This is a genomic window from Corynebacterium curieae (assembly GCF_027570035.1).
GTDB lineage: Bacteria > Actinomycetota > Actinomycetes > Mycobacteriales > Mycobacteriaceae > Corynebacterium > Corynebacterium curieae.
The window spans coordinates 281,319-307,156 of record NZ_JAKMUU010000003.1 but is presented as its reverse complement, the minus strand read 5'-3'; the positions used below and the strand labels follow the sequence as shown (position 1 = coordinate 307,156).

Annotated in this window: 32 protein-coding genes, 1 pseudogene and 1 riboswitch; of the genes and pseudogenes, 24 read left to right on the top strand and 9 right to left on the bottom strand. The window is 58.9% G+C overall.

The window, feature by feature from the left end; translation table 11 throughout:
- The first annotated feature begins 118 nt into the window (after window positions 1-118).
- Window positions 119-250, top strand: a riboswitch (TPP riboswitch).
- The 9 genes from L8V01_RS07485 (at window position 240) to L8V01_RS07445 (ending at window position 9,641) form a co-directional block, all read left to right on the top strand.
- The gene (locus tag L8V01_RS07485; RefSeq protein ID WP_239194601.1) at window positions 240-854 is read left to right on the top strand and encodes an ECF transporter S component; all 615 of its coding nucleotides are present in this window, start codon (window positions 240-242) and stop codon (window positions 852-854) included. Its footprint overlaps the riboswitch before it by 11 nt.
- Before the next feature lie 14 nt (window positions 855-868).
- Complete coding sequence (locus L8V01_RS07480) at window positions 869-2,296, top strand: ABC transporter ATP-binding protein (protein ID WP_269946457.1); 1,428 nt, start codon at window positions 869-871, stop codon at window positions 2,294-2,296.
- Window positions 2,289-3,059, top strand: coding sequence for an energy-coupling factor transporter transmembrane component T family protein (locus L8V01_RS07475; RefSeq protein ID WP_269946456.1), 771 nt, complete (start codon window positions 2,289-2,291; stop codon window positions 3,057-3,059). The genes L8V01_RS07480 and L8V01_RS07475 overlap by 8 nt, the downstream gene beginning before the upstream one ends.
- Before the next feature lie 27 nt (window positions 3,060-3,086).
- Window positions 3,087-3,638, top strand: a complete 552-nt coding sequence (locus L8V01_RS07470) for a nucleoside/nucleotide kinase family protein (RefSeq protein ID WP_269946455.1) — start codon at window positions 3,087-3,089, stop codon at window positions 3,636-3,638.
- A gap of 252 nt (window positions 3,639-3,890) precedes the next feature.
- Window positions 3,891-4,262 carry a 30S ribosomal protein S12 gene (rpsL, locus tag L8V01_RS07465; protein WP_269946454.1) on the top strand — a complete coding sequence of 124 codons (372 nt, stop codon included), beginning with the start codon at window positions 3,891-3,893 and terminating at the stop codon, window positions 4,260-4,262.
- A 6-nt stretch (window positions 4,263-4,268) separates the two neighbouring features.
- On the top strand, window positions 4,269-4,736 hold the full coding sequence (gene rpsG / locus L8V01_RS07460; RefSeq protein ID WP_005322865.1) for a 30S ribosomal protein S7: 468 nt from the start codon (window positions 4,269-4,271) through the stop codon (window positions 4,734-4,736).
- 323 nt (window positions 4,737-5,059) lie between these two features.
- A complete protein-coding gene (gene fusA / locus L8V01_RS07455) occupies window positions 5,060-7,189 on the top strand; it encodes an elongation factor G (protein WP_269946453.1) in 2,130 nt (709 codons plus the stop codon).
- 389 nt (window positions 7,190-7,578) lie between these two features.
- Window positions 7,579-8,769 (top strand): elongation factor Tu, encoded by a 1,191-nt coding sequence (tuf, locus tag L8V01_RS07450; RefSeq protein WP_269946452.1) that lies wholly within the window; start codon window positions 7,579-7,581, stop codon window positions 8,767-8,769.
- Between the two features lie 173 nt (window positions 8,770-8,942).
- Window positions 8,943-9,641 carry a hypothetical protein gene (locus L8V01_RS07445; protein WP_269946451.1) on the top strand — a complete coding sequence of 233 codons (699 nt, stop codon included), beginning with the start codon at window positions 8,943-8,945 and terminating at the stop codon, window positions 9,639-9,641.
- Here L8V01_RS07445 and amaP read toward each other — a convergent pair.
- From amaP to L8V01_RS07415, 6 genes are read right to left on the bottom strand one after another with little or no spacing between them, the layout of a single operon-like run.
- Entirely contained in the window at window positions 9,630-10,205 is a 576-nt protein-coding gene (gene amaP, locus L8V01_RS07440; protein WP_269946450.1) for an alkaline shock response membrane anchor protein AmaP, read from the bottom strand. The two genes, L8V01_RS07445 and amaP, sit on opposite strands and share 12 nt — an antisense overlap.
- Complete coding sequence (locus L8V01_RS07435; RefSeq protein ID WP_269946449.1) at window positions 10,198-10,764, bottom strand: DUF6286 domain-containing protein; 567 nt, start codon at window positions 10,762-10,764, stop codon at window positions 10,198-10,200. Before L8V01_RS07435 ends, amaP begins: the two co-directional genes overlap by 8 nt.
- On the bottom strand, window positions 10,757-11,689 hold the full coding sequence (locus L8V01_RS07430; protein WP_269946448.1) for a lysophospholipase: 933 nt from the start codon (window positions 11,687-11,689) through the stop codon (window positions 10,757-10,759). Before L8V01_RS07430 ends, L8V01_RS07435 begins: the two co-directional genes overlap by 8 nt.
- Window positions 11,689-11,883, bottom strand: coding sequence for a hypothetical protein (locus L8V01_RS07425; RefSeq protein ID WP_269946447.1), 195 nt, complete (start codon window positions 11,881-11,883; stop codon window positions 11,689-11,691). Before L8V01_RS07425 ends, L8V01_RS07430 begins: the two co-directional genes overlap by 1 nt.
- Window positions 11,884-11,886: 3 nt before the next feature.
- Window positions 11,887-12,234, bottom strand: a complete 348-nt coding sequence (locus tag L8V01_RS07420) for a hypothetical protein (RefSeq protein WP_269946446.1) — start codon at window positions 12,232-12,234, stop codon at window positions 11,887-11,889.
- 5 nt (window positions 12,235-12,239) lie between these two features.
- Entirely contained in the window at window positions 12,240-12,719 is a 480-nt protein-coding gene (locus L8V01_RS07415) for an Asp23/Gls24 family envelope stress response protein (protein ID WP_269946445.1), read from the bottom strand.
- Window positions 12,720-13,437: 718 nt separating this feature from the next.
- Here L8V01_RS07415 and rpsJ point away from each other — a divergent pair.
- From rpsJ to rpsQ, 11 genes are read left to right on the top strand one after another with little or no spacing between them, the layout of a single operon-like run.
- Window positions 13,438-13,743, top strand: a complete 306-nt coding sequence (rpsJ, locus tag L8V01_RS07410; protein WP_003848085.1) for a 30S ribosomal protein S10 — start codon at window positions 13,438-13,440, stop codon at window positions 13,741-13,743.
- Between the two features lie 23 nt (window positions 13,744-13,766).
- Entirely contained in the window at window positions 13,767-14,423 is a 657-nt protein-coding gene (gene rplC / locus L8V01_RS07405) for a 50S ribosomal protein L3 (RefSeq protein WP_238800390.1), read from the top strand.
- Window positions 14,420-15,073: a 50S ribosomal protein L4 gene (rplD, locus tag L8V01_RS07400; RefSeq protein ID WP_005322847.1), complete on the top strand. Its 654-nt coding sequence runs from the start codon at window positions 14,420-14,422 to the stop codon at window positions 15,071-15,073. The genes rplC and rplD overlap by 4 nt, the downstream gene beginning before the upstream one ends.
- A complete protein-coding gene (gene rplW, locus L8V01_RS07395) occupies window positions 15,073-15,375 on the top strand; it encodes a 50S ribosomal protein L23 (protein ID WP_023020550.1) in 303 nt (100 codons plus the stop codon). The genes rplD and rplW overlap by 1 nt, the downstream gene beginning before the upstream one ends.
- 35 nt (window positions 15,376-15,410) lie before the next feature.
- The gene (gene rplB, locus L8V01_RS07390) at window positions 15,411-16,247 is read left to right on the top strand and encodes a 50S ribosomal protein L2 (RefSeq protein WP_204610252.1); all 837 of its coding nucleotides are present in this window, start codon (window positions 15,411-15,413) and stop codon (window positions 16,245-16,247) included.
- A 13-nt stretch (window positions 16,248-16,260) separates the two neighbouring features.
- On the top strand, window positions 16,261-16,539 hold the full coding sequence (gene rpsS / locus L8V01_RS07385; protein WP_005276936.1) for a 30S ribosomal protein S19: 279 nt from the start codon (window positions 16,261-16,263) through the stop codon (window positions 16,537-16,539).
- Window positions 16,540-16,542: 3 nt separating this feature from the next.
- Window positions 16,543-16,905 carry a 50S ribosomal protein L22 gene (gene rplV, locus L8V01_RS07380; protein ID WP_005276938.1) on the top strand — a complete coding sequence of 121 codons (363 nt, stop codon included), beginning with the start codon at window positions 16,543-16,545 and terminating at the stop codon, window positions 16,903-16,905.
- Window positions 16,905-17,648 carry a 30S ribosomal protein S3 gene (rpsC, locus tag L8V01_RS07375; protein ID WP_023027807.1) on the top strand — a complete coding sequence of 248 codons (744 nt, stop codon included), beginning with the start codon at window positions 16,905-16,907 and terminating at the stop codon, window positions 17,646-17,648. The genes rplV and rpsC overlap by 1 nt, the downstream gene beginning before the upstream one ends.
- 3 nt (window positions 17,649-17,651) lie before the next feature.
- Entirely contained in the window at window positions 17,652-18,068 is a 417-nt protein-coding gene (rplP, locus tag L8V01_RS07370; RefSeq protein WP_023020553.1) for a 50S ribosomal protein L16, read from the top strand.
- Window positions 18,068-18,298 (top strand): 50S ribosomal protein L29, encoded by a 231-nt coding sequence (gene rpmC, locus L8V01_RS07365; protein ID WP_259885623.1) that lies wholly within the window; start codon window positions 18,068-18,070, stop codon window positions 18,296-18,298. The genes rplP and rpmC overlap by 1 nt, the downstream gene beginning before the upstream one ends.
- Window positions 18,299-18,300: 2 nt before the next feature.
- Window positions 18,301-18,609 carry a 30S ribosomal protein S17 gene (gene rpsQ / locus L8V01_RS07360; RefSeq protein ID WP_049378865.1) on the top strand — a complete coding sequence of 103 codons (309 nt, stop codon included), beginning with the start codon at window positions 18,301-18,303 and terminating at the stop codon, window positions 18,607-18,609.
- A gap of 114 nt (window positions 18,610-18,723) precedes the next feature.
- Here the strand turns inward: rpsQ and L8V01_RS07355 are convergent, their stop codons facing one another.
- Together L8V01_RS07355 and L8V01_RS07350 are read right to left on the bottom strand one after the other, a co-directional pair.
- Complete coding sequence (locus L8V01_RS07355) at window positions 18,724-19,116, bottom strand: multidrug transporter (protein ID WP_269946444.1); 393 nt, start codon at window positions 19,114-19,116, stop codon at window positions 18,724-18,726.
- Window positions 19,113-19,997: a carbohydrate kinase family protein gene (locus L8V01_RS07350; protein WP_269946443.1), complete on the bottom strand. Its 885-nt coding sequence runs from the start codon at window positions 19,995-19,997 to the stop codon at window positions 19,113-19,115. The genes L8V01_RS07355 and L8V01_RS07350 overlap by 4 nt, the downstream gene beginning before the upstream one ends.
- A 20-nt stretch (window positions 19,998-20,017) precedes the next feature.
- On the opposite strand from L8V01_RS07350, the gene L8V01_RS07345 reads away from it, so the two are divergent.
- Window positions 20,018-21,226, top strand: coding sequence for a glycoside hydrolase family 32 protein (locus L8V01_RS07345; RefSeq protein ID WP_269946442.1), 1,209 nt, complete (start codon window positions 20,018-20,020; stop codon window positions 21,224-21,226).
- Window positions 21,227-21,359: 133 nt separating this feature from the next.
- A pseudogene (locus L8V01_RS07340) lies at window positions 21,360-23,381 on the top strand (sucrose-specific PTS transporter subunit IIBC).
- A gap of 270 nt (window positions 23,382-23,651) precedes the next feature.
- Here the strand turns inward: L8V01_RS07340 and L8V01_RS07335 are convergent.
- Window positions 23,652-24,611: a hypothetical protein gene (locus L8V01_RS07335; protein WP_269946441.1), complete on the bottom strand. Its 960-nt coding sequence runs from the start codon at window positions 24,609-24,611 to the stop codon at window positions 23,652-23,654.
- Between the two features lie 537 nt (window positions 24,612-25,148).
- On the opposite strand from L8V01_RS07335, the gene rplN reads away from it, so the two are divergent.
- Complete coding sequence (gene rplN / locus L8V01_RS07330; protein WP_049378875.1) at window positions 25,149-25,517, top strand: 50S ribosomal protein L14; 369 nt, start codon at window positions 25,149-25,151, stop codon at window positions 25,515-25,517.
- 4 nt (window positions 25,518-25,521) lie between these two features.
- On the top strand, window positions 25,522-25,836 hold the full coding sequence (gene rplX / locus L8V01_RS07325) for a 50S ribosomal protein L24 (RefSeq protein WP_023027809.1): 315 nt from the start codon (window positions 25,522-25,524) through the stop codon (window positions 25,834-25,836).
- The last annotated feature ends 2 nt before the right edge of the window (window positions 25,837-25,838 follow it).

Here is a 25,838-nt window from a genome sequence, read left to right as displayed (position 1 = left end):
ACGGTAGGAAGGCGGGGCTATTTCGATGTCTAGGGCGCACCGCTAAACTGCTTTGCTAGTATGAATGCAGCTTTTGGCCAGCCACCTTTAAAGGAGTGCGGCCTAAGTAAATGAAAATTGCACACTTCACGGGTGCTTGCGCGCTGCTGTGTTTTGCAGCTGTGTCGGGCTGAGATGCCACAGAAGTTGTGGCGAACCGTTGAACCTGATCCGGATAATGCCGGCGAGAGGGAGGAAAAATGACTACTAATACACGTGTGTCTGCTGCCCCGAAGCGCAGCTTGAACTGGCGCGTGGTCGATATTGTGGTGGCATCTGTTCTGGGTGTGGCCTGTGGTTTCGTGTTCCTGGGGTGGAACGCGGTGGGCTATGCCTGGTTTGAGGCCATGGATGCCGTGACGCCGGGTCTGGGGGGTATTGCTACGGGTATTTGGCTTATCGGTGGCGTGCTTGGCGGCCTGATTATTCGAAAGCCAGGTGCGGCTGTCTATGTGGAAGTTCTTGCCGCAACCGTTTCTGCGGTGCTGGGGTCCCAGTGGGGCATTAGCACCCTGTACTCCGGCCTCGCACAAGGCATTGGTGTGGAGATCATCCTAGCTATTTTCCTTTACCGTAAGTTTGGTCTAGGAGTATCTATCTTGGCGGGCATGGCTGCCGGTTGGGGCGCGTTTGTTTTGGAGCTATTTCTCTCCGGCAACCTGGCGCGAAGCTTTGAGTTCAAGATTATTTACCTCGCTACGCTGAGCGTTTCCGGTGCTATTTTGGCTGGTGCATTGGGCTACTTTGTGGTCAAGGCATTGGCTAAGACCGGTGCCTTGGATCGCTTCGCCGCAGGCCGTGAACAGCGCGCTTAGGGCGAGTTGTTTCGGTGTCTGATTTTTCAACGCTGGCGGGAAACGCCACCAAGATAACCGCCCGTGGCTTTGGCTGGACCCATGCAGGGCGAAAGCAGCCGGCCTTAGCCGATATTGACTTGGTCATTGAGCCAGGCGAGCGGGTGCTGCTGTGCGGTGACTCGGGATCGGGTAAGTCGACTTTGCTGGCCGCGATGGCTGGAGTGCTCGGCTCTGATGAGGAGGGAACCCGCACGGGCGAGATTCTTCTTGAAGACTCCACCGGCATGGTGGAGGAACCGGGGCGCTCCATCCCTGTAGGGCTGGTGCTCCAGGACCCAGACTCGCAGGTGATCTCCGCGCGTGTGGGGGATGACATTGCTTTTGGCTGCGAGAACCTGGCCTACCCGCGTGAGGAAATTTGGCGTCGAGTAGCGGCTGCTAAGGACTTGGTGGGTCCTTTTGTACCGCTGGATTTCCCTACCGAGAGGCTTTCTGGTGGCCAGAAACAGCGTTTGGCGTTGTCCGGCGTTATTGCAATGGGTGCGGGTGTGGTGCTGCTGGATGAGCCTACGGCCAACCTGGACCCGGAGGGGGCGCGAGATGTGGTGCGCGCCGTGTCCGCGTTGGTGGAGGAAACCGGTGCCACGCTCGTGGTGGTAGAACACCAGCACGCGGCATGGAAAGGCGTGCTCGAGCGCGCGGTGGAGTTGGACCGTGGGCGCATTGTCTCCGATGGTCCCTTCGCGGAGGTGGCCCAGCGCCGCCAAGTTGAAGGATTGCCGCAGGCACGTCGTTTGGGCGAGGCCGAATTGGCGGGGCGCGAGGCCGCGCTGTGGAGTACGGACCTAGTAACCCGGTATGGGCCGCCGTGCACGATTTCGCTGCCGGCGGGATCGTCGACCGTCATCACTGGGCCGAATGGCGCGGGCAAATCCACGTGGCTGATGACTATGGCCGGGTTATTGCCGGCAAAATCGGGCGAGATTGGCGTTGCCGAATTTGTTCGTCGTGGGGTCAAAGGGCCGCCGCTGCGGTGGAAATCGCGGGAACTGGCAGACCGCATTGGATTTGTTTTTCAAAATCCGGAGCACCAATTCGTCGCCCGCACGGTGGCGGAGGAGCTGCTCGTAGCACCCAAGGTGATGCGGGTAGATCCGCCGGAGGAGAGGATTGCGCAGCTGGTGGAATCGTTGCGACTGGAGCATTTACTGGACGCTAACCCGTTTACGCTCTCTGGTGGCGAGAAGCGCCGTTTGTCGGTGGCGACCGCGCTAGTAACCGCGCCGGAGGTGCTGCTTTTGGATGAGCCCACCTTTGGACAGGACCCGCAGACCTTTGTGGAGCTAGTGCGCCTGTTGCGGCAGCTAGCCGACGATGGCACCACTATTGCGTCTATTACGCACGACCCGCTGTTCATTCAAGCCTTGGGGGATCACCGAGTGGAGGTGCACGGTGCCTAATCTTCTGCGCGGTGCCAATCCGCTAAGCCGAATCTTCTTGATGTTCATTTGGGTCACCCCACTATTGGCCTCCATCGACTGGGTTTCGGCCGCGGTGTCGCTGGCGTTGACGCTGACCTTCGCCCCGCTCTGCGGAGTGTCGTGGGTGCGGCTCTTTAAATCGGGGTGGTTCTTGTTTCTCATCGCGCCGATTTCCGGCGTTTCCATGCTGTTATACGGCGAGCCGGGTGGCAAGGAGTATTTCACTTGGTGGCTGGTGCAGGTAACCGAGAATTCGCTTACCCTTGCGATAGCCATTACGCTGCGCGTTTTTGCTGTGGCCTTGCCCATGGTGGTTCTCGCCCGTGATATTGATCCGACGGAGTTGGGGGATGCGCTCTCGCAGATTTTGAAGCTGCCCTCGCGGTTTGTCATCGGTGCAGTAGCCGGTGTGCGAATGATGACGCTCTTTCAGTCCGACTGGCACTCGTTGGCTATGGCGCGCAGAGCGAGGGGGCTGACGGACGTCGGCAAGCTGCAGCATCTTGCGACCATGTCCTTCGGGCTTTTGGTGATTGCGCTGCGCCGTGGCGGCAAACTGGCGACGGCCATGGAGGCCCGAGGGTTTGGCCGCACCCCGCCGGGTGGTGGGCAGCGCACCTGGGCACGCGAATCGCGGCTGCATGCCCGTGACATGTGGATAATGGGCCTAGGGCTCCTCCTAGCATTCCTACCGGTGGTAGTTTCGGTGGGGACTGGGTCCTGGAGATTCTTCGGCCTATAAAACCGCGAAAGCAGTGATGCACACACTATGGACTTTGATAGCGAGCAAGAACGCCTCTTAGAGGACGTCATCAAGCTGGCAGCATCGCGCAAGCGGGCATTTAAGCCCGTGACCGTGCTCATTGATGGCCCTTCCGGTGCAGGTAAGACCTGGACCTCTGCGGCACTGGCAGAGCGCACCGATTGGCGGGTAGTTCATCTCGATGAGTTCTATCCGGGCTGGCATGGGCTGGAAAAGGGCTCAGAAATGGTGCATGAACAGGTCTTACGCACCATGAACCCGGGTTATTGGCGCTGGGACTGGGAAGCCAGTGCGCCGGGGGAGTGGGCCAGCTTGGATGTGCGCGATGATCTCATCGTGGAAGGCGTCGGCTCAGTAACGGCCGCCAATATTGCGGCGGCTAAGGAGAGGGGCACGGTGGTCAGCGTGGTCATCGATGGTCCGCGCGATAAGCGCTATGAGCGTGCCATTGCCCGCGAGCCGGAATATGAGCAGTGGTTTGAGACTTGGGAAAAGCAAGAGAAAGCGTACTTTTCCAACCTGGCGGAAGAACCTGACTTGCGCTGGGAATGGTCTTAAGCAAAAGGTTTAGAGAAGGGCAGCGGTCCTTCGTCATCGCGTTTTGTATCTGGCGCGGTGGTTTTGCTAATCTAAACCGCAGTTCACTATGCGTGCCTTTTGAGGCGCGCGGTGAAGAGTCTGATCCTTTACAAGGCACCGGCCTTGGAAAGAGTTCTGGACATGCGGCAGCGCCCCGGGAAAGAGCGCCCATTTTTGCATGTTTGGTTCCTTTCTTTTGGTTTCGGTGCGATTCGACAGAAAGACTGTTAAATGCCAACTATTCAGCAGCTGGTCCGCAAGGGCCGCCACGATAAGCGTAAAGAGGTATCCACCGCTGCGCTGAAGGGTTCCCCGCAGCGTCGCGGTGTGTGCACCCGCGTGTACACCACCACTCCTAAGAAGCCGAACTCCGCACTGCGTAAGGTTGCTCGTGTTCGCCTGACCACCGGTATTGAGGTTTCCGCCTACATTCCGGGTGAGGGCCACAACCTGCAGGAGCACTCCATGGTCCTCGTTCGCGGCGGCCGTGTGAAGGACCTTCCAGGTGTTCGTTACAAGATCGTCCGCGGCGCTCTGGATACCCAGGGTGTCAAGGACCGTAAGCAGGCACGTTCCCGTTACGGCGCAAAGAAGGGACAGTAATAAACAATGCGTAAGAATGCTGCTCCGAAGCGTCCTGTAGTCAAGGACCCGGTATACAACTCCGAGCAGGTAACCATGCTCGTCAACAAGATCCTCCAGGACGGCAAGAAGTCCACCGCAGAGCGCATCGTCTACGGCGCTCTCGAGGCTTGCCGTGAAAAGACCGGTACCGATCCGGTTGGCACCTTGGAGAAGGCACTGGGCAATATCCGCCCAGACCTCGAGGTTCGCTCCCGCCGCGTCGGTGGCGCTACCTACCAGGTGCCGGTTGAGGTTCGCCCTGACCGTGCTAACACCCTGGCACTGCGCTGGATGGTGACCTTCACCCGTCAGCGCCGCGAGAACTCCATGATCGAGCGTCTCGCAAACGAGATCCTGGATGCCTCCAACGGCCTCGGCGCTTCCGTAAAGCGTCGTGAGGATACTCACAAGATGGCAGAGGCCAACCGCGCCTTCGCCCACTACCGCTGGTAATTTCAGCACCCACATCAATGGCCCAAGCAACGAGAAACAAGTTTCGCGCTGGCTGCCGGCAGAATTGCTGCCGCGGCAACACAAAACTCCATATCTCTTGCTTGGGTTATTTTTTGCCCTAATGGGTGTGAATTCTGGGCGGTACGTCCGCCCAGTCCAGCGACATCGTGGACTGTCCAGTACACTGAAGCGATGGAAGTCTAGGGGCAGGCTGCTCCTAGGACGGCCAAATAGTGGCAAAAATATACATGTCCTTATCCATGCAGGCGTCATAGCCAGAAACCTGGTCACGGCGTCGACGACTATTAAGTTGGGGTATAAACGTGGCACAAGAAGTGCTTAAGGATCTGAACAAGGTCCGCAACATCGGCATCATGGCCCACATCGATGCTGGTAAGACGACGACCACCGAGCGTATTCTCTTCTACACCGGTATCAACCGTAAGGTGGGCGAGACTCACGACGGTGCTTCCACCACCGACTGGATGGCACAGGAGAAGGAACGCGGCATCACCATTACCTCCGCTGCCGTGACCTGCTTCTGGAACAACAACCAGATCAACATCATTGACACCCCGGGTCACGTAGACTTCACCGTTGAGGTTGAGCGTTCCCTGCGTGTTCTGGATGGCGCCGTCGCAGTCTTCGACGGTAAGGAAGGTGTGGAGCCTCAGTCCGAGCAGGTGTGGCGTCAGGCTGCTAAGTACGACGTTCCACGTATCTGCTTTGTCAACAAGATGGACAAGCTGGGTGCAGACTTCTACTACACCGTCTCCACCATCGTTGACCGCCTGGGTGCTAAGCCATTGGTTATGCAGCTGCCTATCGGCGCTGAGGATGACTTCGACGGCGTCGTCGACCTGCTGAACATGCAGGCCATCACCTGGCGCGGCAAGGTCGAGACTGGTGCTGAGCCAACCTACGAGGAGATCCCTGAGGACCTCAAGGAGAAGGCTGCGGAGTACCGCGAGCAGCTGGTTGAAACCGTTGCTGAGTCCGATGAAGAGCTCATGGAAAAGTACTTCGGCGGTGAAGAGCTCACCATTGATGAACTCAAGGCCGGCATCCGTAAGCTGACCATCAACTCTGAGGTTTACCCCGTTTATTGCGGTACCGCATACCGCAACAAGGGTGTGCAGCCGCTGCTGGACGCTGTTGTTGACTTCCTACCTAACCCGCTGGACGTCGGCGAAGTTGTTGGTCACGAGGTGGGCAATGAGGATAACCAGCTCACCCGTAAGCCTTCCGTGGAGTCTTCCTTCTCCGCACTGTCCTTCAAGATTGCAGCTCACCCGTTCTTCGGCCAGCTGAACTTCATCCGCGTGTACTCCGGCCAGGTAACCCCGGGTACCGAGGTTATGAACTCCACCAAGGGCAAGAAGGAGCGCATCGGTAAGCTCTTCCAGATGCACGCCAACAAGGAGAACCCTGTTGAGCAGGCAGACGCCGGCAACATCTACGCAGTTGTTGGCCTGAAGGAAACCACCACTGGTGACACCCTGTGTGACAAGGATGACCAGATCATCCTCGAGTCCATGGACTTCCCGGATCCGGTTATCAAGGTGTCCATCGAGCCGAAGACCAAGGCTGACCAGGAGAAGCTGGGTAACGCCATTCAGAAGCTCGCCGCTGAGGACCCAACCTTCACCGTTGAGCTGGATGAAGAGACCGGCCAGACTGTTATCGGCGGTATGGGCGAGCTCCACCTTGACGTGCTGGTTGACCGCATGAAGCGCGAGTTCAAGGTCGAGGCAAACATCGGTAACCCGCAGGTTGCCTACCGTGAGACCATCCGCAAGAAGGTTGAGTCCATGGAATACACCCACAAGAAGCAGACCGGTGGTTCCGGCCAGTTCGCAAAGGTCATCTGCACCATCGAGCCGTACAACCCGGACCCAGAGACCCTGGAAGAGGGCGAGTCCGCAACCTACGCCTTCGAGAATGCCGTTACCGGTGGCCGCGTGCCGAAGGAATACATTCCTTCCGTTGACGCAGGTATCCAGGACGCCATGCAGTACGGCTACCTGGCAGGCTTCCCGATGGTCAACATCAAGGCCACGCTGGAAGACGGCGCTTACCACGACGTCGACTCCTCCGAGATGGCCTTCAAACTGGCCGGCTCCCAGGTATTCAAGGAAGCTATGGCCAAGGCTAAGCCGGTTCTGCTGGAGCCGATGATGGCCGTTGAGGTTGTTACCCCTGAGGAGTACATGGGTACCGTGAACGGTGACATCTCCTCCCGTCGTGGCCAGGTCTTCGCTATGGAAGACCGCTCCGGCGCAAAGGTCGTTAAGGCTAAGGTGCCGCTGTCCGAGATGTTCGGCTACATCGGTGACCTGCGTTCTTCCACCGCAGGCCGCGCAAACTTCACCATGGTCTTCGATTCCTACGCTGAGGTTCCTTCCTCCGTGGCTCAGGAGATCATTGAAGAGCGTACCGGCGGCGCTAACTAAGAGTTAGCCCCGTCTCTTCCGCGGTTTGTTCGGGCTGGTAATCTTCGCCAGTAGATGCCAGACCCGCCGCGGGGCGGGAAACTGGGCCAGGGTAGCGGCGGGCTGAGTTTGCAGCTTGGTTTCTAGGTTGTGAATTGAGCCGGCCGTTACCCTCCCAGGATCCTTTAAAAAGATTCTTGTCGAGGGAAATGGCCGCGATTTTTCGCGGGGTTACCTCCTATAATGGCGGTTTGAAAAAACTGCGACATAAATCTAGGATCGTGTAACTGGCACGTAAAGAAAGCGTCATTAGCGCTTTGCCCCACTGACTGTGGGTCGGGTGCCAATGACAACTGTCAACCACGTGGCTGCGAAGGTCGTAGCCACCATATAGTCCAGGAGGACATACAGTGGCAAAGGAGAAGTTCGAGCGTACGAAGCCGCATGTGAACATCGGCACCATCGGACACGTCGACCACGGCAAGACCACCACCACCGCAGCGATCACCAAGGTTCTGGCTGACCAGTACCCTGAGGAGAACCAGGCATTCGCGTTTGACATGATCGACAAGGCTCCTGAGGAGAAGGAGCGCGGTATTACCATCAACATCTCCCACGTTGAGTACTCCACCCCGAAGCGCCACTACGCACACGTTGACGCTCCGGGCCACGCTGACTACATCAAGAACATGATTACCGGCGCTGCTCAGATGGACGGCGCTATCCTGGTTGTTGCTGCAACCGATGGCCCGATGCCACAGACCCGCGAGCACGTTCTGCTCGCTCGCCAGGTTGGCGTTCCTTACATCCTCGTTGCACTGAACAAGTGCGACATGGTTGATGATGAGGAAATCATCGAGCTCGTTGAGATGGAGATCCGTGAGCTGCTCGCAGAGCAGGACTACGATGAGGAAGCTCCTATCGTTCACATCTCCGCTCTGAAGGCCCTCGAGGGCGATGACAAGTGGGTACAGTCCGTCGTCGACCTGATGGAAGCCTGCGACAACTCCATCCCGGATCCGGAGCGCGCTACCGACCAGCCGTTCCTGATGCCTATCGAGGACATCTTCACCATTACCGGCCGCGGTACCGTTGTTACCGGCCGTGTTGAGCGTGGCCGTCTGAACGTCAACGAGGACGTTGAGATCATCGGTATCCAGGACAAGTCTCAGAACACCACCGTTACCGGTATCGAGATGTTCCGCAAGATGATGGACTACACCGAGGCTGGCGACAACTGTGGTCTGCTTCTGCGTGGTACCAAGCGTGAGGACGTTGAACGTGGCCAGGTTGTTATCAAGCCGGGCGCTTACACCCCGCACACCAAGTTCGAGGGTTCCGTCTACGTCCTGAAGAAGGACGAGGGCGGCCGCCACACCCCGTTCATGAACAACTACCGTCCGCAGTTCTACTTCCGTACCACGGACGTTACCGGTGTTGTTCACCTGCCAGAGGGCACCGAGATGGTTATGCCTGGCGACAACGTTGATATGTCCGTTGAGCTCATCCAGCCGGTCGCTATGGACGAGGGCCTGCGCTTCGCTATCCGCGAGGGCTCCCGCACCGTCGGCGCTGGCCGCGTTACCAAGGTTATCGAGTAATCGATACCCTGTAACCGCTCAGTAGAGCTTTAAAAGAATCCGCTTCACCTTTGGGTGGGGCGGGTTTTTGTTCTTTAATTCATGCTCGCCCTATAAGGTGTTTCTGCCGTCCGTACGGTTCTTCTGGACTGTCATGGGCCCGGTATCCCTGGGCCGGTATAGTCTGTAGGGGTATGGATGACCCCACTCGCATCGACCCCACCCTCGAGTCCCTCCGCCGCGCATGGGAGGGCCAACCTGATCTGAGCCTTCCCACCTTCTTTGCCATGCTGGCTAATCGAGGAATTGGTTGGGGCGCGAGCGATGCGGAGCTGGTAGCGGAATTGGAGCGCCAAGCAGGCGTTCACCCGCCTCTCTTGCCCTTGGAGGGCGGCCGGATTGCGGCGGGGGAATGGCTCGTGCTTGCCGACGCCCCCACTTACCGCATTACCGCCACTCCCACGCACATCATTGTGCGTCGGCCCGATACCCAGCCCGTGGTGTGGGCCTATGATTCGATCCGGCCAACTGGCCCCGGCCGCCCCTTTACCATTCGTGATACGGAGGGGTTTGAACACCGCTTCGGAGTAGTCTCCAGCCTCATGCGGCTTAGCACCGAGCGCCCCGACCTCGAAGGCCTCAAGCGGCAGAGTCTCGGTGATTATGTCTTTATTATTCGCTTCTGCGAGGCTATTGGTGTTCTCGATCACGGCCTGCACATATTTGCCAAGGAAAATCGCCGCGTTTCCCGCCAAGACTATTCTTGGCAACACATAGAACAATGCGGCCCCGGAGAGGATCTAAAAATGATCCTCGGGGGCGGCGAGTTGGCCCGCTTTGGGGCCATCAAGGATATCTTGGTGGCAGAAACTCCGAATCCGTTATTCGGATAGATCCTTCATTGGGCCTACCTTGCTGAACTGCAGCTTGTAGATGGTATCCAAATCAGCGTCTGGAAATGCCGCGCGGAAATCGCGCTCATTGGTTTCCACCGCGTCAGTAAGACGCTCCACCGGGGTGTCCGGATTCGCTGTCACCGTGTACTGGAGCGTAGGTCGTGCGCGGTCATAGGCCACGAGGCGTTCTACTCGCTCTACGCCCTTCACGGAGTCTAGGTCTTGGGCTACGGCACCGGCGATAGCGTTCATGGAGGTGGTAATGGACCCCTTATCATCCGATGCTGCAGATTCGACATTGTTGAAGCGGCGGTGGCGCAGATTAGCCACGACGATCCACAGCCCGATGATGAGGAGCAGAGCGGAGCCGCCGGCTAGCGCCCAGACCCACCAATCATTGTCCGCCAAGCTCTTCCACGTATCGTGATCCACCCACAGGGCCAAATATTTGGCAAATTCCACATCAAAATGAATCAGGATGGGCCACACGCCCAAGGCAATAAGGATGATTCCGAGCAGGCCAAGCAGGATGCGGTCAAAGGTCGCGAGCTTTCTAGACATTATTATCCAACTCCGGAATCTTCTCTACGGTGACGATGACCTGCGGCGGGTTCTGTAAGGGAGCCAGGCACTGTGTCACGGCGGTCTCCACCCGACCTTGCAGCTCGGCGTCATCGGTATCGCCGTGGACGGTGACCTTCGCAGTCTTGCTATCTGCCGAGGTTTGCGCGGAGGCAACACCGGGTACGCGGCGAGCGGTGGCTGAGGACACGCGAGCAATATCCACTGGACGCATCCACATCGAGGCGCTTTCCGAAGCCAACTGGAGGTGTGTCGTCCGCCGCGTCTTGAGTGCGGCGATGACGAAGATGAGGCCTACGACGATGGCACCAACGCCGGCCCAAATCATCCAGGTTTGGAGGTCTTCGGTCGCGATGAGGTCAAGGACCGGCTGTACCCAAGACTGCGCATCGGAACCGGAACCCACCAGCCAGGTCTCGCGCACGCCGACGATGCCCGCGGCAATCAATAGCAGTCCCAAGATTACGGCCCAAGTACGCACCGCCGGGGAAGCCTTGGGTTGTTGCCCAAAATGCGCTGGCGCATGCTGATCAGCCATTATTGCCTCCTTGTGGGCGGTACGGGTTGATGGAAATCGCGCGCAACGGTTCGGGCCGCGGTGCATTTACATGTAGCGAGCGAGGATTGGCCGAGGTAATCTCGATGCGCTTGAGTGGCTGCTGACGCGGGACATTTACCTCTCGTGGAGACACGGCCTTGGGCGCCTGCACGCGGCGAGGGGTCCACTCATGTCGAATCTCAATCTCGCGCAGCGGCAGTGGTCGCGGGGTAGATACCTTTGTTTTCTTTGCTAGCGGGCGAACCTCACCACTAGGCAGCAGTTTGGCCGGGCGCGGAGCCTCGACGCTGCGCACTCGCACCGGCTGCGGGGTAAAGACTTCGCGTAGCTGATGGTCGGGAAGTTTGGCAGAAACGCTGCGAACCTTGGCTTCGCGCGGGGCAGAAATAGAACGCACGGCGATATCGTTGCTCGGGGTAGCAATATGGTGCACCGCTGTCTCATGTGGGGTAGCAATGCTGCGCACGTCTACCGAGTCCGCAGTGACCGGCTGCCACACGGGCGAAGGCTTGATATGGGGCGCTACGGTAGTAGCACCTTGGCGCTGCTCTACCTGTGCCGCCGTGACGCGGGTACCGGGAACGGAACCGCCCACGGTGACGTTGACGCGCGTGGTGGAGTACCCGGTGTGTGCGGCAATGGCCTCTGCGATGGCGGCCCGCGTGTGCTCGGCCACCGTGGTTACTGGCGAGGGCCAGACCACGCCGATGGTGGCATTGACGGCAGCTACCTCGCGCTCGGGGTCCATTTGGACCGAGACCCGTGGAAAACCGCGGCCGCCGATGCCCGCTAGCTTGGCCTCAATGGCCTTAGTGCCGGGCACGCTAGCAATCGCGGCGGTAACGATGTGTTCCATGGTCCGCAGCGAGATACGCGTGTGGCCCTGAGTGGAACTATCTGTCATTAACCTTGGCCTTTCTCCTTACCAATGAGGCCATTCCACACAGTGGTGAGATCGATACGGCCATCAAAGTGTGCTCCCACAATTCCGCCAATGGCAGCAAGGAGTACGGCGAGCAAGGTAGGGCCCCAGCCTAGGTACAAAAAGAAGGCAAGAATGAGGCCGGAAATGATGCCCAAAGTGGTGTAATTCTTCATTATCTATTCCTTCGATGGAGCAGCGGATAAGCCATCTACGGCGTCAGAAAACTCAACGTCGATGCGCTGGAGCTCGGGACAAGCCCCGCGAGCGGCAGACCGAATATCCTCTGCTAGGGCGTATAGATCCGGCGCGGCGCTGATATCGACGCGGATATTGATCTGCAGGTGGCGGTCATCGCGTGGATTTGGCTGCCGCATGCCGGTGATGCGCTCGCCTGGAAAGTACAAGCTCACCGAACCAAACGAACCGCCGTCGAGCTCGGCGACGCCGCGAACCTGCTGGACTGCCTCCGCAATAGCACGTGCGTGGCTTACCTCGAGCTCAAAACGTGCTCGGGGTTCAGACATTGGGCTTAAGCCTGACCTTGGTTCAAAGCGGCCTGATCCTCAGCCTCGGCCTCTTCCTTCGGAAGTTTGACGTCGTGGACAACAACGTCCACGCGCTCAACGCTCAAACCGGTCATGCGCTCTACCGCATTCATGATGTTGCGGCGGATAGCCTCAGCGAGCTCGTGGATGGCTACGCCATATTCCGCGGTGATGGCGATCTCGATGCGAGCGGTGCCTTCAGCTACCTCTACGTCTACGCCTTGGCGAACATCTTCGGAAGCGCCAAAGGACTCACGGATATTGCCGATCATGCGGGCACCACCGCCGCCCAAAGAAACCACGCCGGAAACCTCGCGGGCAGCAATGCCGGCAATTTTGGAGACGACGACGTCATCGATGGTGGTGGTGCCGTACTGCGTCTCCAGGTTTTTATTGACCTCGCGCTCCTCGGAGCCAGGAACCTGATTCTCGGTGTTTTGTGCAGGAGTCTTGTTCTCGGACATGGGCGATTGCGCCTTTCTTTGTAGGGTGATGCATGAACGCGATATTTAGATATCTAGGCAGGACAAATTGTCCTAGGCCATTGCCTCCGAGCTTAGATACTTCTTCGGCAAACGTGGGGTGCGGGACAACAAAATTTTCCAAAACGTGATTTTTGGCACGGTTTCATGTGCGGTTTGAAAAACTGCAGCCCAACGTGCTTAAATACAAAGGTTGCTTTAACAGGGCAGCGAGAACCGAGCTTCGGTGCTAGCGGCGGACGTCGCCAAGCACAGCCTCGGGGAGACGCTGAGCTGGTAAAGCGAACATGACACCTTCGTTGTCGCCATGCTTTAGGGAAACCTGAGGCATTGACTGGAAGGTCATCCGATCGGGCTAGGTCCGCGTTAGAGCAGTGACACCCCGAGAAGATGGACCGGAGAAGGGGCATGGCAAATAAACAGCGGCAGTAGACGAATTGGACACCCTCCACGTGTAATGCGTGAAAACCGTCCTCTTCACAATACTTTGACTTCGGGTCTTGTACCCCGTCGAGAGCACTGCGTTCTGGCACTTGCCATGTACCGCAACTCTTGGTCGTCATGACAGTCAGACCACTGGCGTTGTGTCAGGCCCCAAGCCCGGACAACGTTATAGAGAAATCGAGAAGCAATTTCCCACCGCTTCACGCCCCGGAAACGCCGGGAATGTGAAAGTGGGGAAGCGAGGAAGAGGATAAGCGTGGCGGGACAAAAAATCCGCATTCGGCTGAAGGCCTATGACCACGAAGCTATCGACGCTTCTGCAAAGAAGATCGTCGAAACCGTTACCCGTACCGGTGCTCGTGTAGTTGGCCCAGTGCCGCTCCCAACCGAGAAGAACGTATATGCAGTTATTCGTTCTCCGCACAAGTACAAGGACTCTCGCGAGCACTTCGAGATGCGCACTCACAAGCGCCTGATCGACATTCTCGACCCAACCCCGAAGACCGTTGATGCTCTCATGCGCATCGATCTTCCGGCAAGCGTCGACGTGAACATCCAGTAAGCGACTTTGGTGGAGAACAAATAATGAGTGAAAACGAGATCAAGGGCATTCTGGGCAAGAAGCTCGGCATGACCCAGGTCTTCGACGAGGACAACCGCGTTGTACCGGTTACCGTCGTCGAGGCAGGGCCATGCGTTGTCACCCAGATTCGCACCCCCGAAACCGATGGCTACAGCGCCATCCAGATCGCCTTTGGCGAAATCGACCCACGCAAGGCAAATAAGCCGGTTGGTGGACACTTCAAGAAGGCTGGCGTCACCCCGCGCCGTCACGTTGCGGAAATCCGCATGGACGACACCTCTGCATACGAGGTTGGCCAAGAGGTCAAGGTAGACATCTTCGAGGGCATCTCCTTCGTTGACGTCACCGGCAAGACCAAGGGCCACGGCTACGCCGGCGCCATGAAGCGCCACGGCTTCGCAGGCCAGGGCGCAGCTCACGGTAACCAGGCCGCTCACCGCCGCGTCGGCGGCATCGGCGGCGCTGCTACCCCGGGCCGCGTCTTCAAGGGCAAGCGCATGGCTGGCCGTATGGGCCACGACCGCGTGACCACCCAGAACCTGAAGATTCAGAAAATCGATGCCGAGTCCAACCTGCTGCTCATCAAGGGTGCTATCCCTGGTGCGCGCGGCGGCCTCGTCACCGTTAAGACCGCAGTGAAGGGCGGTGCACACGCATGAGCAACCTCAAGCTAGACGTCCACACTTCCGAGGGTAAGACCAACGGCTCTGTAGACCTGCCAGCTGAAATCTTTGACACCGAGGCATCCATTGCTTTGATGCACCAGGTTGTTAACGCTCAGCTTGCTGCTGCACGCCAGGGCACCCACGCAACCAAGACCCGCGGCGACGTCCGTGGTGGTGGTCGCAAGCCTTTCCGCCAGAAGGGCACCGGCCGTGCACGCCAGGGCTCCATCCGCGCACCGCACTACACCGGTGGCGGCACCGTCCATGGCCCACAGCCGCGCGACTACGCACAGCGCACCCCTAAGAAGATGATCAAGGCTGCTCTCTTCGGTGCACTGTCTGACCGTGCTCGCAACGAGCGCATCCACGTCATCGAAGAGCTCGTACCGGGCCAGAAGCCGTCCACCAAGTCGGCTAAGGCCTTCCTCGAATCCCTGACCGAGCGCAAGAACGTGCTGCTGGTCATCGGCCGCGAGGACATCAATGCTCGTCGTAGCGCTAATAACCTGCCTAACGTTCAGATCCTGGACGCTGGCCAGCTCAACACCTACGACGTTCTCTACTCCGATGACGTTGTGTTCTCCGTTGAGGCGCTACACACCTTCATCAACCGCGCAACCGGCGCGGATAAGGAGGAGAACTAATGGCTAAGATTTCTAACCCACGCGATATCATCATCGCTCCGGTTGTATCCGAGAAGTCCTACGGTCTGATGGAGCAGAACGTGTACACGTTCTATGTCTCCACGGACTCCAATAAGTCCCAGATTAAAGATGCCGTAGAGCAGATCTTTGACGTAAAGGTCGACTCCGTGAACACCGTGAACCGTGCAGGCAAGCGTAAGCGCACCCGCACCGGTTACGGCCAGCGCAAGTCCACCAAGCGTGCATACGTGACGCTCCGTGAAGGCAGCGACTCCATCGACGTCTTCGGCGGCGGCGCTTAAGCGCCACCGGAGAGCCGAAAGGAAAAGGAAGAATTATGGCTATTCGCAAGTACAAGCCGACAACTCCGGGTCGCCGCGCATCCTCCGTTTCTGAGTTTGACGAGATCACTCGTTCTACTCCGGAGAAGTCCCTGCTGCGCCCGCTGAGCAAGACTGGTGGCCGTAACAACTACGGCCGCATCACCACCCGCCACATCGGCGGTGGCCACAAGCGCCGTTACCGTCTGATCGACTTCCGTCGTAACGACAAGGACGGCATCCCGGCAAAGGTCGCTCACATCGAGTACGACCCGAACCGCACCGCAAACATCGCGCTGCTTCACTACGTTGATGGCGAGAAGCGCTACATCATCGCCCCGAAGGGCCTGAAGCAGGGCACCATCGTCGAGTCCGGCCCGAACGCAGACATCAAGGTTGGCAACAATCTGCCGCTGCGCAACATCCCGACCGGTTCCATCATCCACGCTGTTGAGCTCAAGCCGGGCGCTGGCGCTAAGCTGGCTCGCTCCGCTGGTGCCTCCATTCAGCTGCTGGGTAAGGAAGGCAAGTACGCAGTTCTGCGTATGCCGTCTTCCGAAATCCGCCGTGTGGACATCCGTTGCCGCGCCACCGTTGGTGAGGTTGGCAACGCCGAGCAGATGAACATCCGCTGGGGCAAGGCCGGCCGCATGCGCTGGAAGGGCGTACGCCCGACCGTCCGCGGTGTCGTTATGAACCCGGTTGACCACCCACACGGTGGTGGTGAGGGCAAGACCTCGGGTGGTCGCCATCCTGTGTCCCCATGGGGCCACAAGGAGGGTCGCACCCGCAACCCGAACCGTTACTCCAACAACATGATCGTGCGCCGTCGTCGCCCGAACAAGAAGCGCTAAGAGGAGGTAAACAATGCCACGCAGCCTTAAGAAGGGCCCGTTCGTCGATGAGCACCTCCTCAACAAGGTGGATGCTCAGAACGATGCAGGCACCAAGCAGGTCATCAAGACCTGGTCTCGCCGCTCGACCATTCTCCCCGATTTCATCGGTCACACCTTCGCCGTCCATGACGGCCGCAAGCACGTGCCGGTCTTCATCGAGGACTCCATGGTCGGCCACAAGCTGGGCGAGTTTGCACCAACCAAGACCTTTAAGGGTCACGTCAAGGATGACAAGAAGGGACGTCGATAAGCGATGAGTGAGACCATCACCTCCGCATCCGCCACGGCCCGCTACGTCCGCGTCACCCCGATGAAGGCACGTCGCGTGCTCGATCTGGTCCGCGGCAAGTCCGTAAGCGAAGCCCTGGCTATCCTGAAGTACGCACCGCAGGGTGCTTCCAAGCCAGTTGCCAAGGTCGTTGCTTCTGCAGCCGCTAACGCTGAGAACAACTTCGGCCTCGACCCACGCACCCTGGTCATCTCCGAGGCTTATGCCAACGAGGGCCCGACCATGCGTCGTTTCCAACCGCGTGCACAGGGTCGTGCATTCATGATTCGTAAGCGCACCAGCCACATCACCGTGGTTGTCGAAAGCCAGCAGGAAGGGGCCAAGTAATGGGCCAGAAGATCCATCCTCACGGCCTACGTTTGGGCATCACTTCCGACTGGAAGACCCACTGGTTCGCGGATAAGGACTACGCGAACTACGTAGCCGAAGACATCAAGATTCGTAACTACCTCAACAAGGGCCTCGAGCGCGCCGGTATTGCCGACGTCGTTATCGAGCGCACCCGCGACCGCGTCCGCGTGGACATTCACACCGCCCGCCCGGGCATCGTGATTGGCCGCCGCGGTGCTGAGGCTGACCGCATCCGCCGCGAGCTGGAAAAGCTCACCGGCAAGATGGTTGCCCTCAACATTCTCGAGGTCAAGCAGGTAGACGCAAACGCAACTCTGGTTGCTCACTCCATCGCGGAGCAGCTGGTTAACCGTGTCGCATTCCGTCGTGCAATGCGCAAGGCTATCCAGTCCGCTATGCGCCAGCCACAGGTTAAGGGCATCAAGATCCTGCTGTCCGGCCGCCTGGGTGGTGCAGAAATGTCCCGCGTTGAGCGCTACCACGAGGGTCGCGTTCCGCTGCACACTCTTCGCGCCGAAATCGATTACGGCACCGCAGAGGCCCACACCACCTTCGGCCGCATTGGCATCAAGGTGTGGATCTACAAGGGTGACGTCGTCGGTGGCGTACGCGAGTCCGAACTGAACGCTCCGGCACAGGGCCGTGGCCGTGACCGCAATGGTCGCTCCCGCCGCGGTGGCCAGCGCCGCCAGCGTGCACAGCAGAAGCAGGAGGGCTAATCCATGCTGATTCCTAAGCGTGTTAAGTACCGCCGTCAGCACCGCCCGAACCGTCGCGGCGTGTCCAAGGGCGGTAACCGCATCAACTTCGGCGATTACGCTATCCAGGCTCTCGAGCCGGCGTACATCACCAACCGTCAGATTGAGGCCGCACGTATTGCCATCAACCGCCACGTCAAGCGTGGTGGCAAGGTGTGGATCAACATCTTCCCGGACCGTCCGTTGACCCAGAAGCCGCTCGGCGTTCGTATGGGTTCCGGTAAGGGCCCGGTTGAGAAGTGGGTGGCTAACGTTAAGCCGGGCCGCGTACTTTTCGAGATGAGCTATCCAAACGATGCCGTTGCAATTGAGGCTCTGCGCCGCGCTGGCCAGAAGCTTCCTTGCAAGGTCCGTATCATCAAGAAGGAGGACCAGTTCTAATGGCAACCGGTACCCCCGCCCACGAGTTCCGTGAGCTCGACAACGCTGAGCTGCAGTCCCGCCTGAAGGAGGCGAAGGAAGAACTGTTCAACCTTCGTTTCCAGAAGGCCACCGGCCAGCTGACCAACAACCGCCGCATCGGCACGGTTAAGCGCGACATTGCCCGCATCTACACCGTTCTGCGCGAGCGCGAGCTGGGCCTGTCCGTTGCTCCGGGAGCTGAGGCTTAATCATGAGTGAGGCTAACGTGACTGATTCCAAGAAGGCACCTACTCCAAAGAAGGAGAAGGTCAAGGGCGCTCCTAAGGTTCGCACCGGCTACGTAGTATCCGACAAGATGACCAAGACCATCGTTGTCGAGCTGGAAGACCGCAAGCAGCACGCCCTGTACGGCAAGATCATGCGCTCTAACAAGAAGGTTAAGGTGCATGATGAGGAAGAAACCGCAGGCATCGGCGATCTCGTACGCATCGCCGAGACCCGCCCGCTGTCCAAGGACAAGCACTTCCGTCTCGTTGAGATCATCGAGAAGGCTAAGTAAAAACTAGCCACCACAAAGCCCCCGCCACTGAACCAGGAGTTCGGAGCGGGGGCTTTGGCGTAGATGTGAAACGGTGCGCGAGGCGCAGGCGCGCTGCGGCGATTGCGCGAAGGCCTAGGTGCGGCTGGCCTTCTGGTCTAGGACAGCAATCGCCACCACGAAAATATTGAGCACGCTGCCCACGCCAAGCAAAAAGGTGCCAATTCGATAGGTACCCGTGCCAACGGCCGCCATATTGCCGTAGATATAGACCCAAATTCCCCAGCCGATAAGCAGCACGAGGCCAGCCAGGCCAGAGAGCAGACGGAGGCTGCGTGGGGAAGTGGGGGCGAAGAATTTATAGGCGGCGTCGACAAGCACGCAAGCCGCAAGCCCCAAACTCAGCCCGCCGGTCAACCAGACGGGGAGTAGGGCGGCGGTACCAAAGACTACCGGCAGGATGAAGGCGAGAAACGCGAGGAGAAAGAGCGCGGCGTGCAGCCACAGGGTGCGCTTGATGTAGGTCATAGCGATGACTCTACTTCCTCGCGCCGCGGTGGGTTAGCGCCCTTCCGGGAAACGGTGATTCCTGCAGCGGCCGCGGCGAAGGAAAGCAGTTCCTTCCACTCTGCAGCGCCCAGTTGGGCGAGGGCAGAGGCGTCGAGGCCGCGCTCGTCAATTTGGGTCAGCAATGCGGCCATGATGGTATCGCCGGCGCCGATGGTATCGGTAACGGGGACCTGTGCGGCCGGCACGTTTAGCGAGGTCTCACCGGTCTGCACGCTAAGTCCCTCCCCGCCGCGGGTGACAATTACAACTGGTACCTGGGAGATGAGGTCGGGGCCGAGGAAATCCACCTCTTCGTCAGAAAGCTTAAGCAAGGTGACGTGGGGGAGCAGGTCCGCCAGGAACGCGCGGTGCTCTGGGGTGGCGTAGAACGGCCGGATATTCGGGTCCAGGGCGACCAACGTGCCTTGGGCGGCAAAATCCTCCAGCAGTTGCGCGTAGCGGGAGGCACCAGGCTCGAGGGCGAGGGAGACCGTGCCGAAGCATGCGATATCGGCCGGCACCAGCTGTGGCTCAACCAGGCGATCGGCGGTGCCCTCAATATAAAAGTTATAGGAGGCCGAGCCATCCTCATGGATGGTTGTCACGGCCAAAGTGGTGGGCTCATCGCCGCGCTGTAGGTGAGTGGTGGTGACCCCCTCGGCCGAGAGGCGGGCGACGAGCTCCTGCCCAAAACCATCGGTGGAAATGCGGGATTGGAATTCTACGTCCGCTCCGAGCCGCGCAGCTGTGATGGCCACGTTAAATGGCCCGCCGCCCAGCGCCGGCGTGTGGTCGTTCAAGCTGCCTGGGGCCACGGGAACTAGGTCCACCAGGCCTTCGCCGCACACATGAATAGTCATATTTTCATAGTATCGGTGATATGAACTACCGTCCCAATTTTCACCTCGCCCCGCCGCAGGGCCGCCTCAATGATCCCAATGGCGTCTTTGTGGATGGCGATACCCTCCATCTGTACTACCAGCATGATCCGGCCTTTCCGCTACAGCCCAAGCGCACCGGCTGGGGGCATGCGACCACGAGTGTCTCCGTGTCCACACCATGGCAGCATCACCCGGATGCTTTGTACCCAGATCTGCCCTATGACAAGGACGGCTGCTACTCGGGCGGCGCGGTGGTGGATGGAACCGACGTCTGGCTGTTCTATACGGGCAACCTGAAGGAGGACGGCCGCCGCATTCCCTCGCAAAACCGCGTGCGCGCCATAGATCCTTCGGGCCCAGAGGGTGGCATTTATCTCCGCGATGAGAATAATCCCCTCATTCCGGACTCGCCGGCGGGTTATACGGGGCACTTCCGCGACCCACAGATCACGCGCGACGGCGAGGGCTGGCGGATGGTCATCGGCGCCCAAACCGAAGACGAACGCGGCACCATCGTGATGTATCGCTCCCAAGACCTAGCGCAGTGGGAATTTCAGGGCGAGATTTCCTTCGACGATCCTTCGCAGCTGCCGGAGGGATATATGTGGGAGTGCCCCAACCTCCTCACGCTAGGGGACAAGCAGGTGTTTATCTTCTGCCCACAGGCAGAAACGGACCGCTGCGGCTATATCGTGGGCACGCTGGATGGCCTAGACTTCCATATCGAGCGCGGCTTTACCCTCTTGGACCATGGCACTCAGTTCTACGCGCCGCAGGCCACCGAGGATGGCATCTTGCTAGGATGGATGGGCATGCCCGCCCAGGATGACACCCCGACACAAGGCTGGGTCCACACTTTGACCCTGCCGCGCCGCATTTGGTTGGAAGATAACTACCTGCACCAGGAGCCGCTGTGGTCCGCTTTGCCGGAGACCCACGGGCGCGAGGGTTTTGGCTCCACCATCGATATCAAGGGTGAAGGCTCCTTTTCTCTTATCGACGCCGCCGGGGACGAAGCCTTCCGCGTCACCCAACGCGACGGGACCATTTCCTTTAACGGCGGCGATCCCATCGACTGCCCGGATGGTGAAATGCGCTTGATTGCCGATGGCTGCGCCGTTGAGGTCTACGCCGGAGGCGGTCGCATTGCCGCCTCTTTCGCCGTTTTCGGCGAGTCCCCCTGGCAGGGGTGGGAGCCGCGCGGCTAGGTGTACCCGGAACCGGTGAAGTTGCCAACACTCCGCCCGAATGTGTGGACTTAGGTCCGAATCCCAGCTGTAATGGAAATAAGCAGTCACGTCCGGTATTTGGATGTGATCCGTTACACTGAAGGGCTCTTCTATGGACCACAAGGAAGTAGCCGTCCGCACGCTAAAGGCTCTGGGCGGCGAAGACAACATCATCGCACTCGCGCACTGCGCTACGCGCCTGCGCATGGTGCTGCAAGACTCGGACAAGGTGGATACCGCCGCGCTGGATAATGATCCCGATCTCAAGGGCACCTTTGAGGCCGGCGGCATGTTCCAGGTCATCGTCGGCCCCGGCGACGTCAATATCGTCTTCCAGGAAATGACCAACCTCATTTCCAAGGACGTGGCCGTATCCACCGACCGCCTGAAAGACATCGCCGCTGAATCCGGCAACTGGTTTAGCCGTGCGGTTAAAGTCTTGGCGGATATCTTTGTGCCGCTCATCCCCATCTTGCTGGGTGGCGGTTTGCTCATGGCGCTCAATAACGTCTTGACGGCCGAGGGCCTTTTCGGCGACCAATCCGTCATCGAGATGTTCCCCGCCTGGGAAGGCTTTGCTGGCCTGGTTAATCTGCTTGCCTCTGCGCCCTTTGCCTTCCTGCCCATCCTCGTCGGCTTTACCGCGACAAAGCGCTTTGGCGGTAATGAGTTCCTCGGCGCCGGCATGGCCATGGCGATGGTCATGCCCGATTTGGTCAGCGGCTACAACGTTGCCGAAGCCATCGACAACGGCGAGATGTCCTACTGAAATGTCTTTGGCTTCGACGTTGCCCAGGCCGGCTACCAAGGCTCCATCCTGCCCATTTTGGTGATTTCGTGGATCCTCGCCACCCTGGAGACATTCCTGCACAAGCACCTCAAGGGCACGGTGGATTTCATGCTCACCCCGCTGCTCACGCTGCTCATTACCGGTTTCCTTACCTTTATGGGTCTAGGCCCTATCCTGCGCACCGTCGGTGAATGGCTCGGTATGGGCTTGGCCAACCTCTATGACTTTGCCGGTCCGGTCGCAGGTTTCCTCTTCGGCCTCGTTTACTCGCCGATCGTGATTACCGGCCTGCACCAATCGTTCCCGCCGATTGAGACGATGCTGTGGAATGAGGGCGGCTCCTTCATCTTCCCGATTGCCTCTATGGCCAATATTGCCCAGGGCGGCGTCGCACTCGCCGTGTACTTTCTGGCCCGCTCCGAAAAGCTCAAGGGCTTGGCCGGTGCTTCGGGTGTTTCCGCCCTCTTTGGCATTACTGAGCCCGCAATCTTCGGCGTGAACCTCCGCCTGCGCTGGCCGTTCTATATTGGCATGGCCGCTTCCGCCGTTTCTTCCGCCTTCATCGCCATCTTTGGTGTGCTTGCCGATGCCCTCGGTGCCGCCGGCTTCATCGGCTTCGTCTCCGTCCCCCGCTTTGTCCCTACCTTCCTGTTGTGCGGCGTCATTTCCTTCGTGGTTGCCTTTGTGGGCGCGTACCTCTACGGCCGCGTGCTCATCCGCAAGAATGGCTCCATCGACCCGGATGAGGTCAACCCTCCGGCGGCCGAAGCTCAGGCCGCCGCTGCCACCCCAGCGGCGGTGGCTGCCGACGATGCCTGCACCATCTTCTCCCCACTGGAAGGTACCGCCGTTCCTCTTTCTCAGGTCAGCGACCCCATGTTTGCCGGCGGTAAGCTGGGCCAAGGCGTAGCGATTGAGCCGACCGTAGGCAAGCTGCTCGCGCCTGCCGACGGCACAATCACCGTCACGTTCCCCTCCCACCACGCCTACGCCATCCGCACCAAGGACCCAGTGGTGGGCAATATCGATATCCTCATGCATATCGGTTTCGATACGGTAAACCTCAAGGGCGAGCACTTCACCTCCCATGTGAACAAGGGCGATGAGGTTAAGCGGGGCGATGTCCTCGCGGAATTCGATATCGAGGCCATTAAGGCCGCCGGCCTTCCTGTGACCACCCCGGTGGTTGTCTCCAATTCGAAGAAGACCGGCCCGGTGATCCCTACCGAGGCGTTCCGCGCGGGCGAGCTCATCGGTTCCGGCACTGATATCTTCACCGTGGACCCCAAGCCCGCTGTAGTACCTGCACAGACAGCCTCGCCGGCTTCCGGATCCGCGTCTTAATGCGCCGCATCCTTTACAAGCCAACGGTGGGCTCGCGAGCCCATTACATTAGGTCCATAGTGATCAGGCCGATCTGAGGAAAAATACTCCTCAGATCGGCCTTTTCTACCTCAATTAAGCCCGATCAGATCGGCCTTAACTCGGATGGGCCCTTGACTCTGCGTGACCGCAGTTTTAGTCAGGCATACAAAAAGCTGTGCCGGCCGGACCGAAGTCCGACCGGCACAGCCAGTCTCAGTTTCAGACCCTACTCAGTAGGGGAGCTCTTCCTTAAGCGAAGAACTTGCGGCGTGCAACGAAAGCGCCAGCAGCAACCATTGCAGCTACGGCCAGAGCAGCCAGAGCCTGTGCAACGGAGTTGGAGCCGGTCTCAGCGGACATACCACGTGCGGAGTCTGCAGACTCGCCAGCAGCTGGAGCGGTACCTTCAGCGTTGTTGCCCTGACCCTGCTCTGCGAGCTGAGCGTTAATCTCGTCCTTGTGCTCAGCAACGATCTTCTCGGACTCAGCCTTCTCCTCAGGGGTAGGCTCAGCATTTACGCGATCCTGGCTCTTAACCCAGGTCTTGCCGTCCTTGTTCAGGAAGTAGTGAACAATGCCACCCAGGATTGGCAGAGCGATTGCAGCGCCGATGGCTGCCTTAGCAGCATCGCTCAGCTCGGAGGAACCCTCAGGATCGGTGGTGCCAGCATTGGCATCCTTGCACTTGCCGACGGTCTCGTCGGTGATCTCGGTGTTTACCTCGTTGCGATCCTCGACGTAAACGCCCTTATCCTGGATGTGCTGGTAGCAAACGGTGCCATCCTCAAGCTCGATGGTAGCTGGCGCTGGGATGCCGTCTTCCTGAGAGCCTTCGGAGCCCTCGGAATTTCCACCCTCAGAACCATTTCCTTCAGAGTCGTTTGCGCCCTCGGAGTCATTCGAACCGTCAGTGTCGGCTTCACCTTCGGTGGCGCCAGCATCGTTGTTGCCTTCGCCAGCCTCAGCCTGCTGGCGCTCCCAGATAGCGCGAGCCTGTGGCTCGGTGAGGGACTTTGCAGTATCTGAGCCCGCTGGGTTCTCAAAGCGGTCGCGTGGGGCGTATTCGCCATTAGGTTGCTTATCGTAGACGATGCCATCGGTTTCGATAGAGGCTGGCATCGGAACCTGTGCCTGAGCAACAGCTGCGCCGCCAAAGGCGAGCGCGCCGGTCAGAACAGCAGCGGTCAGGGTCTGTGGCAAACGCTTCATGTGTTTCTCCTTCGGGAAATATAGGTACGCGCCAAAAAGCAGATGTCTTTCTTGACGCAAACCACATTAGTCACAGCGTTCTCAGTTGTCACCCCAAAAACTTGAATTAACTGGAATTTTCATGTGTTGCACGTGTGAAAGTTGGGAAAATTTAGAACATGCGTGCCCGGAGATTTGCACCGCAGGAATTGAAAGTGCGACCTAAAGTCCCAGATAGAGCGGTTAAATGCGACGGGCGAGGAGAATTGACCTATTCGAAACAGGGCTTTACGGGGGTATCCGGGGGTAATACAGGGAATATTTTAGTGTCGGAGGGGTGTCGGCAAGCAAAAGGCAGTGTTTTGGTAATGGTGCGCGCGTGTGGTTGAATGTATAGGTTGCGAAAGCTGGTCGGCCCGTAGCGGTGCGTTTCCGAACCGCCGGTCCGAGACCCTTCGGCACAGTCCGTTGTAAAGGCTTGAGCATCGCAAGTTTGTAGACCGCGTGTGGCAAGGACGGAAATCTTACCGCACATCAATCCAGGTCAGGAGACCCATAGTGATTCAGCAAGAATCGCGTCTGCGCGTCGCCGACAACTCTGGTGCACGTGAACTGCTGTGCATCCGCGTTCTCGGCGGCTCTGTCCGACGCTCCGCTGGCATCGGCGACGTCATCGTCGCGACTGTCAAGGACGCTGTCCCAGGTGGCAACGTCAAGGAAGGCGACATTGTAAAGGCAGTTATCGTCCGCGCGAAGAAGGAAACCCGTCGCCCAGACGGCTCCTACATTCGCTTTGACGAGAACGCTGCAGTTGTTCTCAAGGGCGATAGCGAGCCTCGTGGTACCCGTATCTTCGGACCGGTTGCTCGCGAACTTCGTGACAAGCGTTTCATGAAGATCGTTTCTCTCGCACCGGAGGTGATCTAGTCTTATGAAGATCCATAAGGGAGATATGGTGATCGTCATTTCGGGCCCAGATAAGGGCGCGAAGGGCAAGGTCATCGAGGCATACCCAAAGCGTGACAAGGTCCTCGTTGAGGGCGTTAACCGCATCAAGAAGCACGTCGCAAACTCTGCTGCCGAGCGTGGCGCCGAGTCCGGCGGAATCGTTACCCAGGAAGCTCCGATCCACGTGTCCAACGTTGCGATCGTTGACTCCGAAGGCAACCCGACCCGCGTGGGCTACCGTTTCGACGAGAACGGCAAGAAGGTCCGTATCGCGCGTAGCAACGGGAAGGACATCTAAAA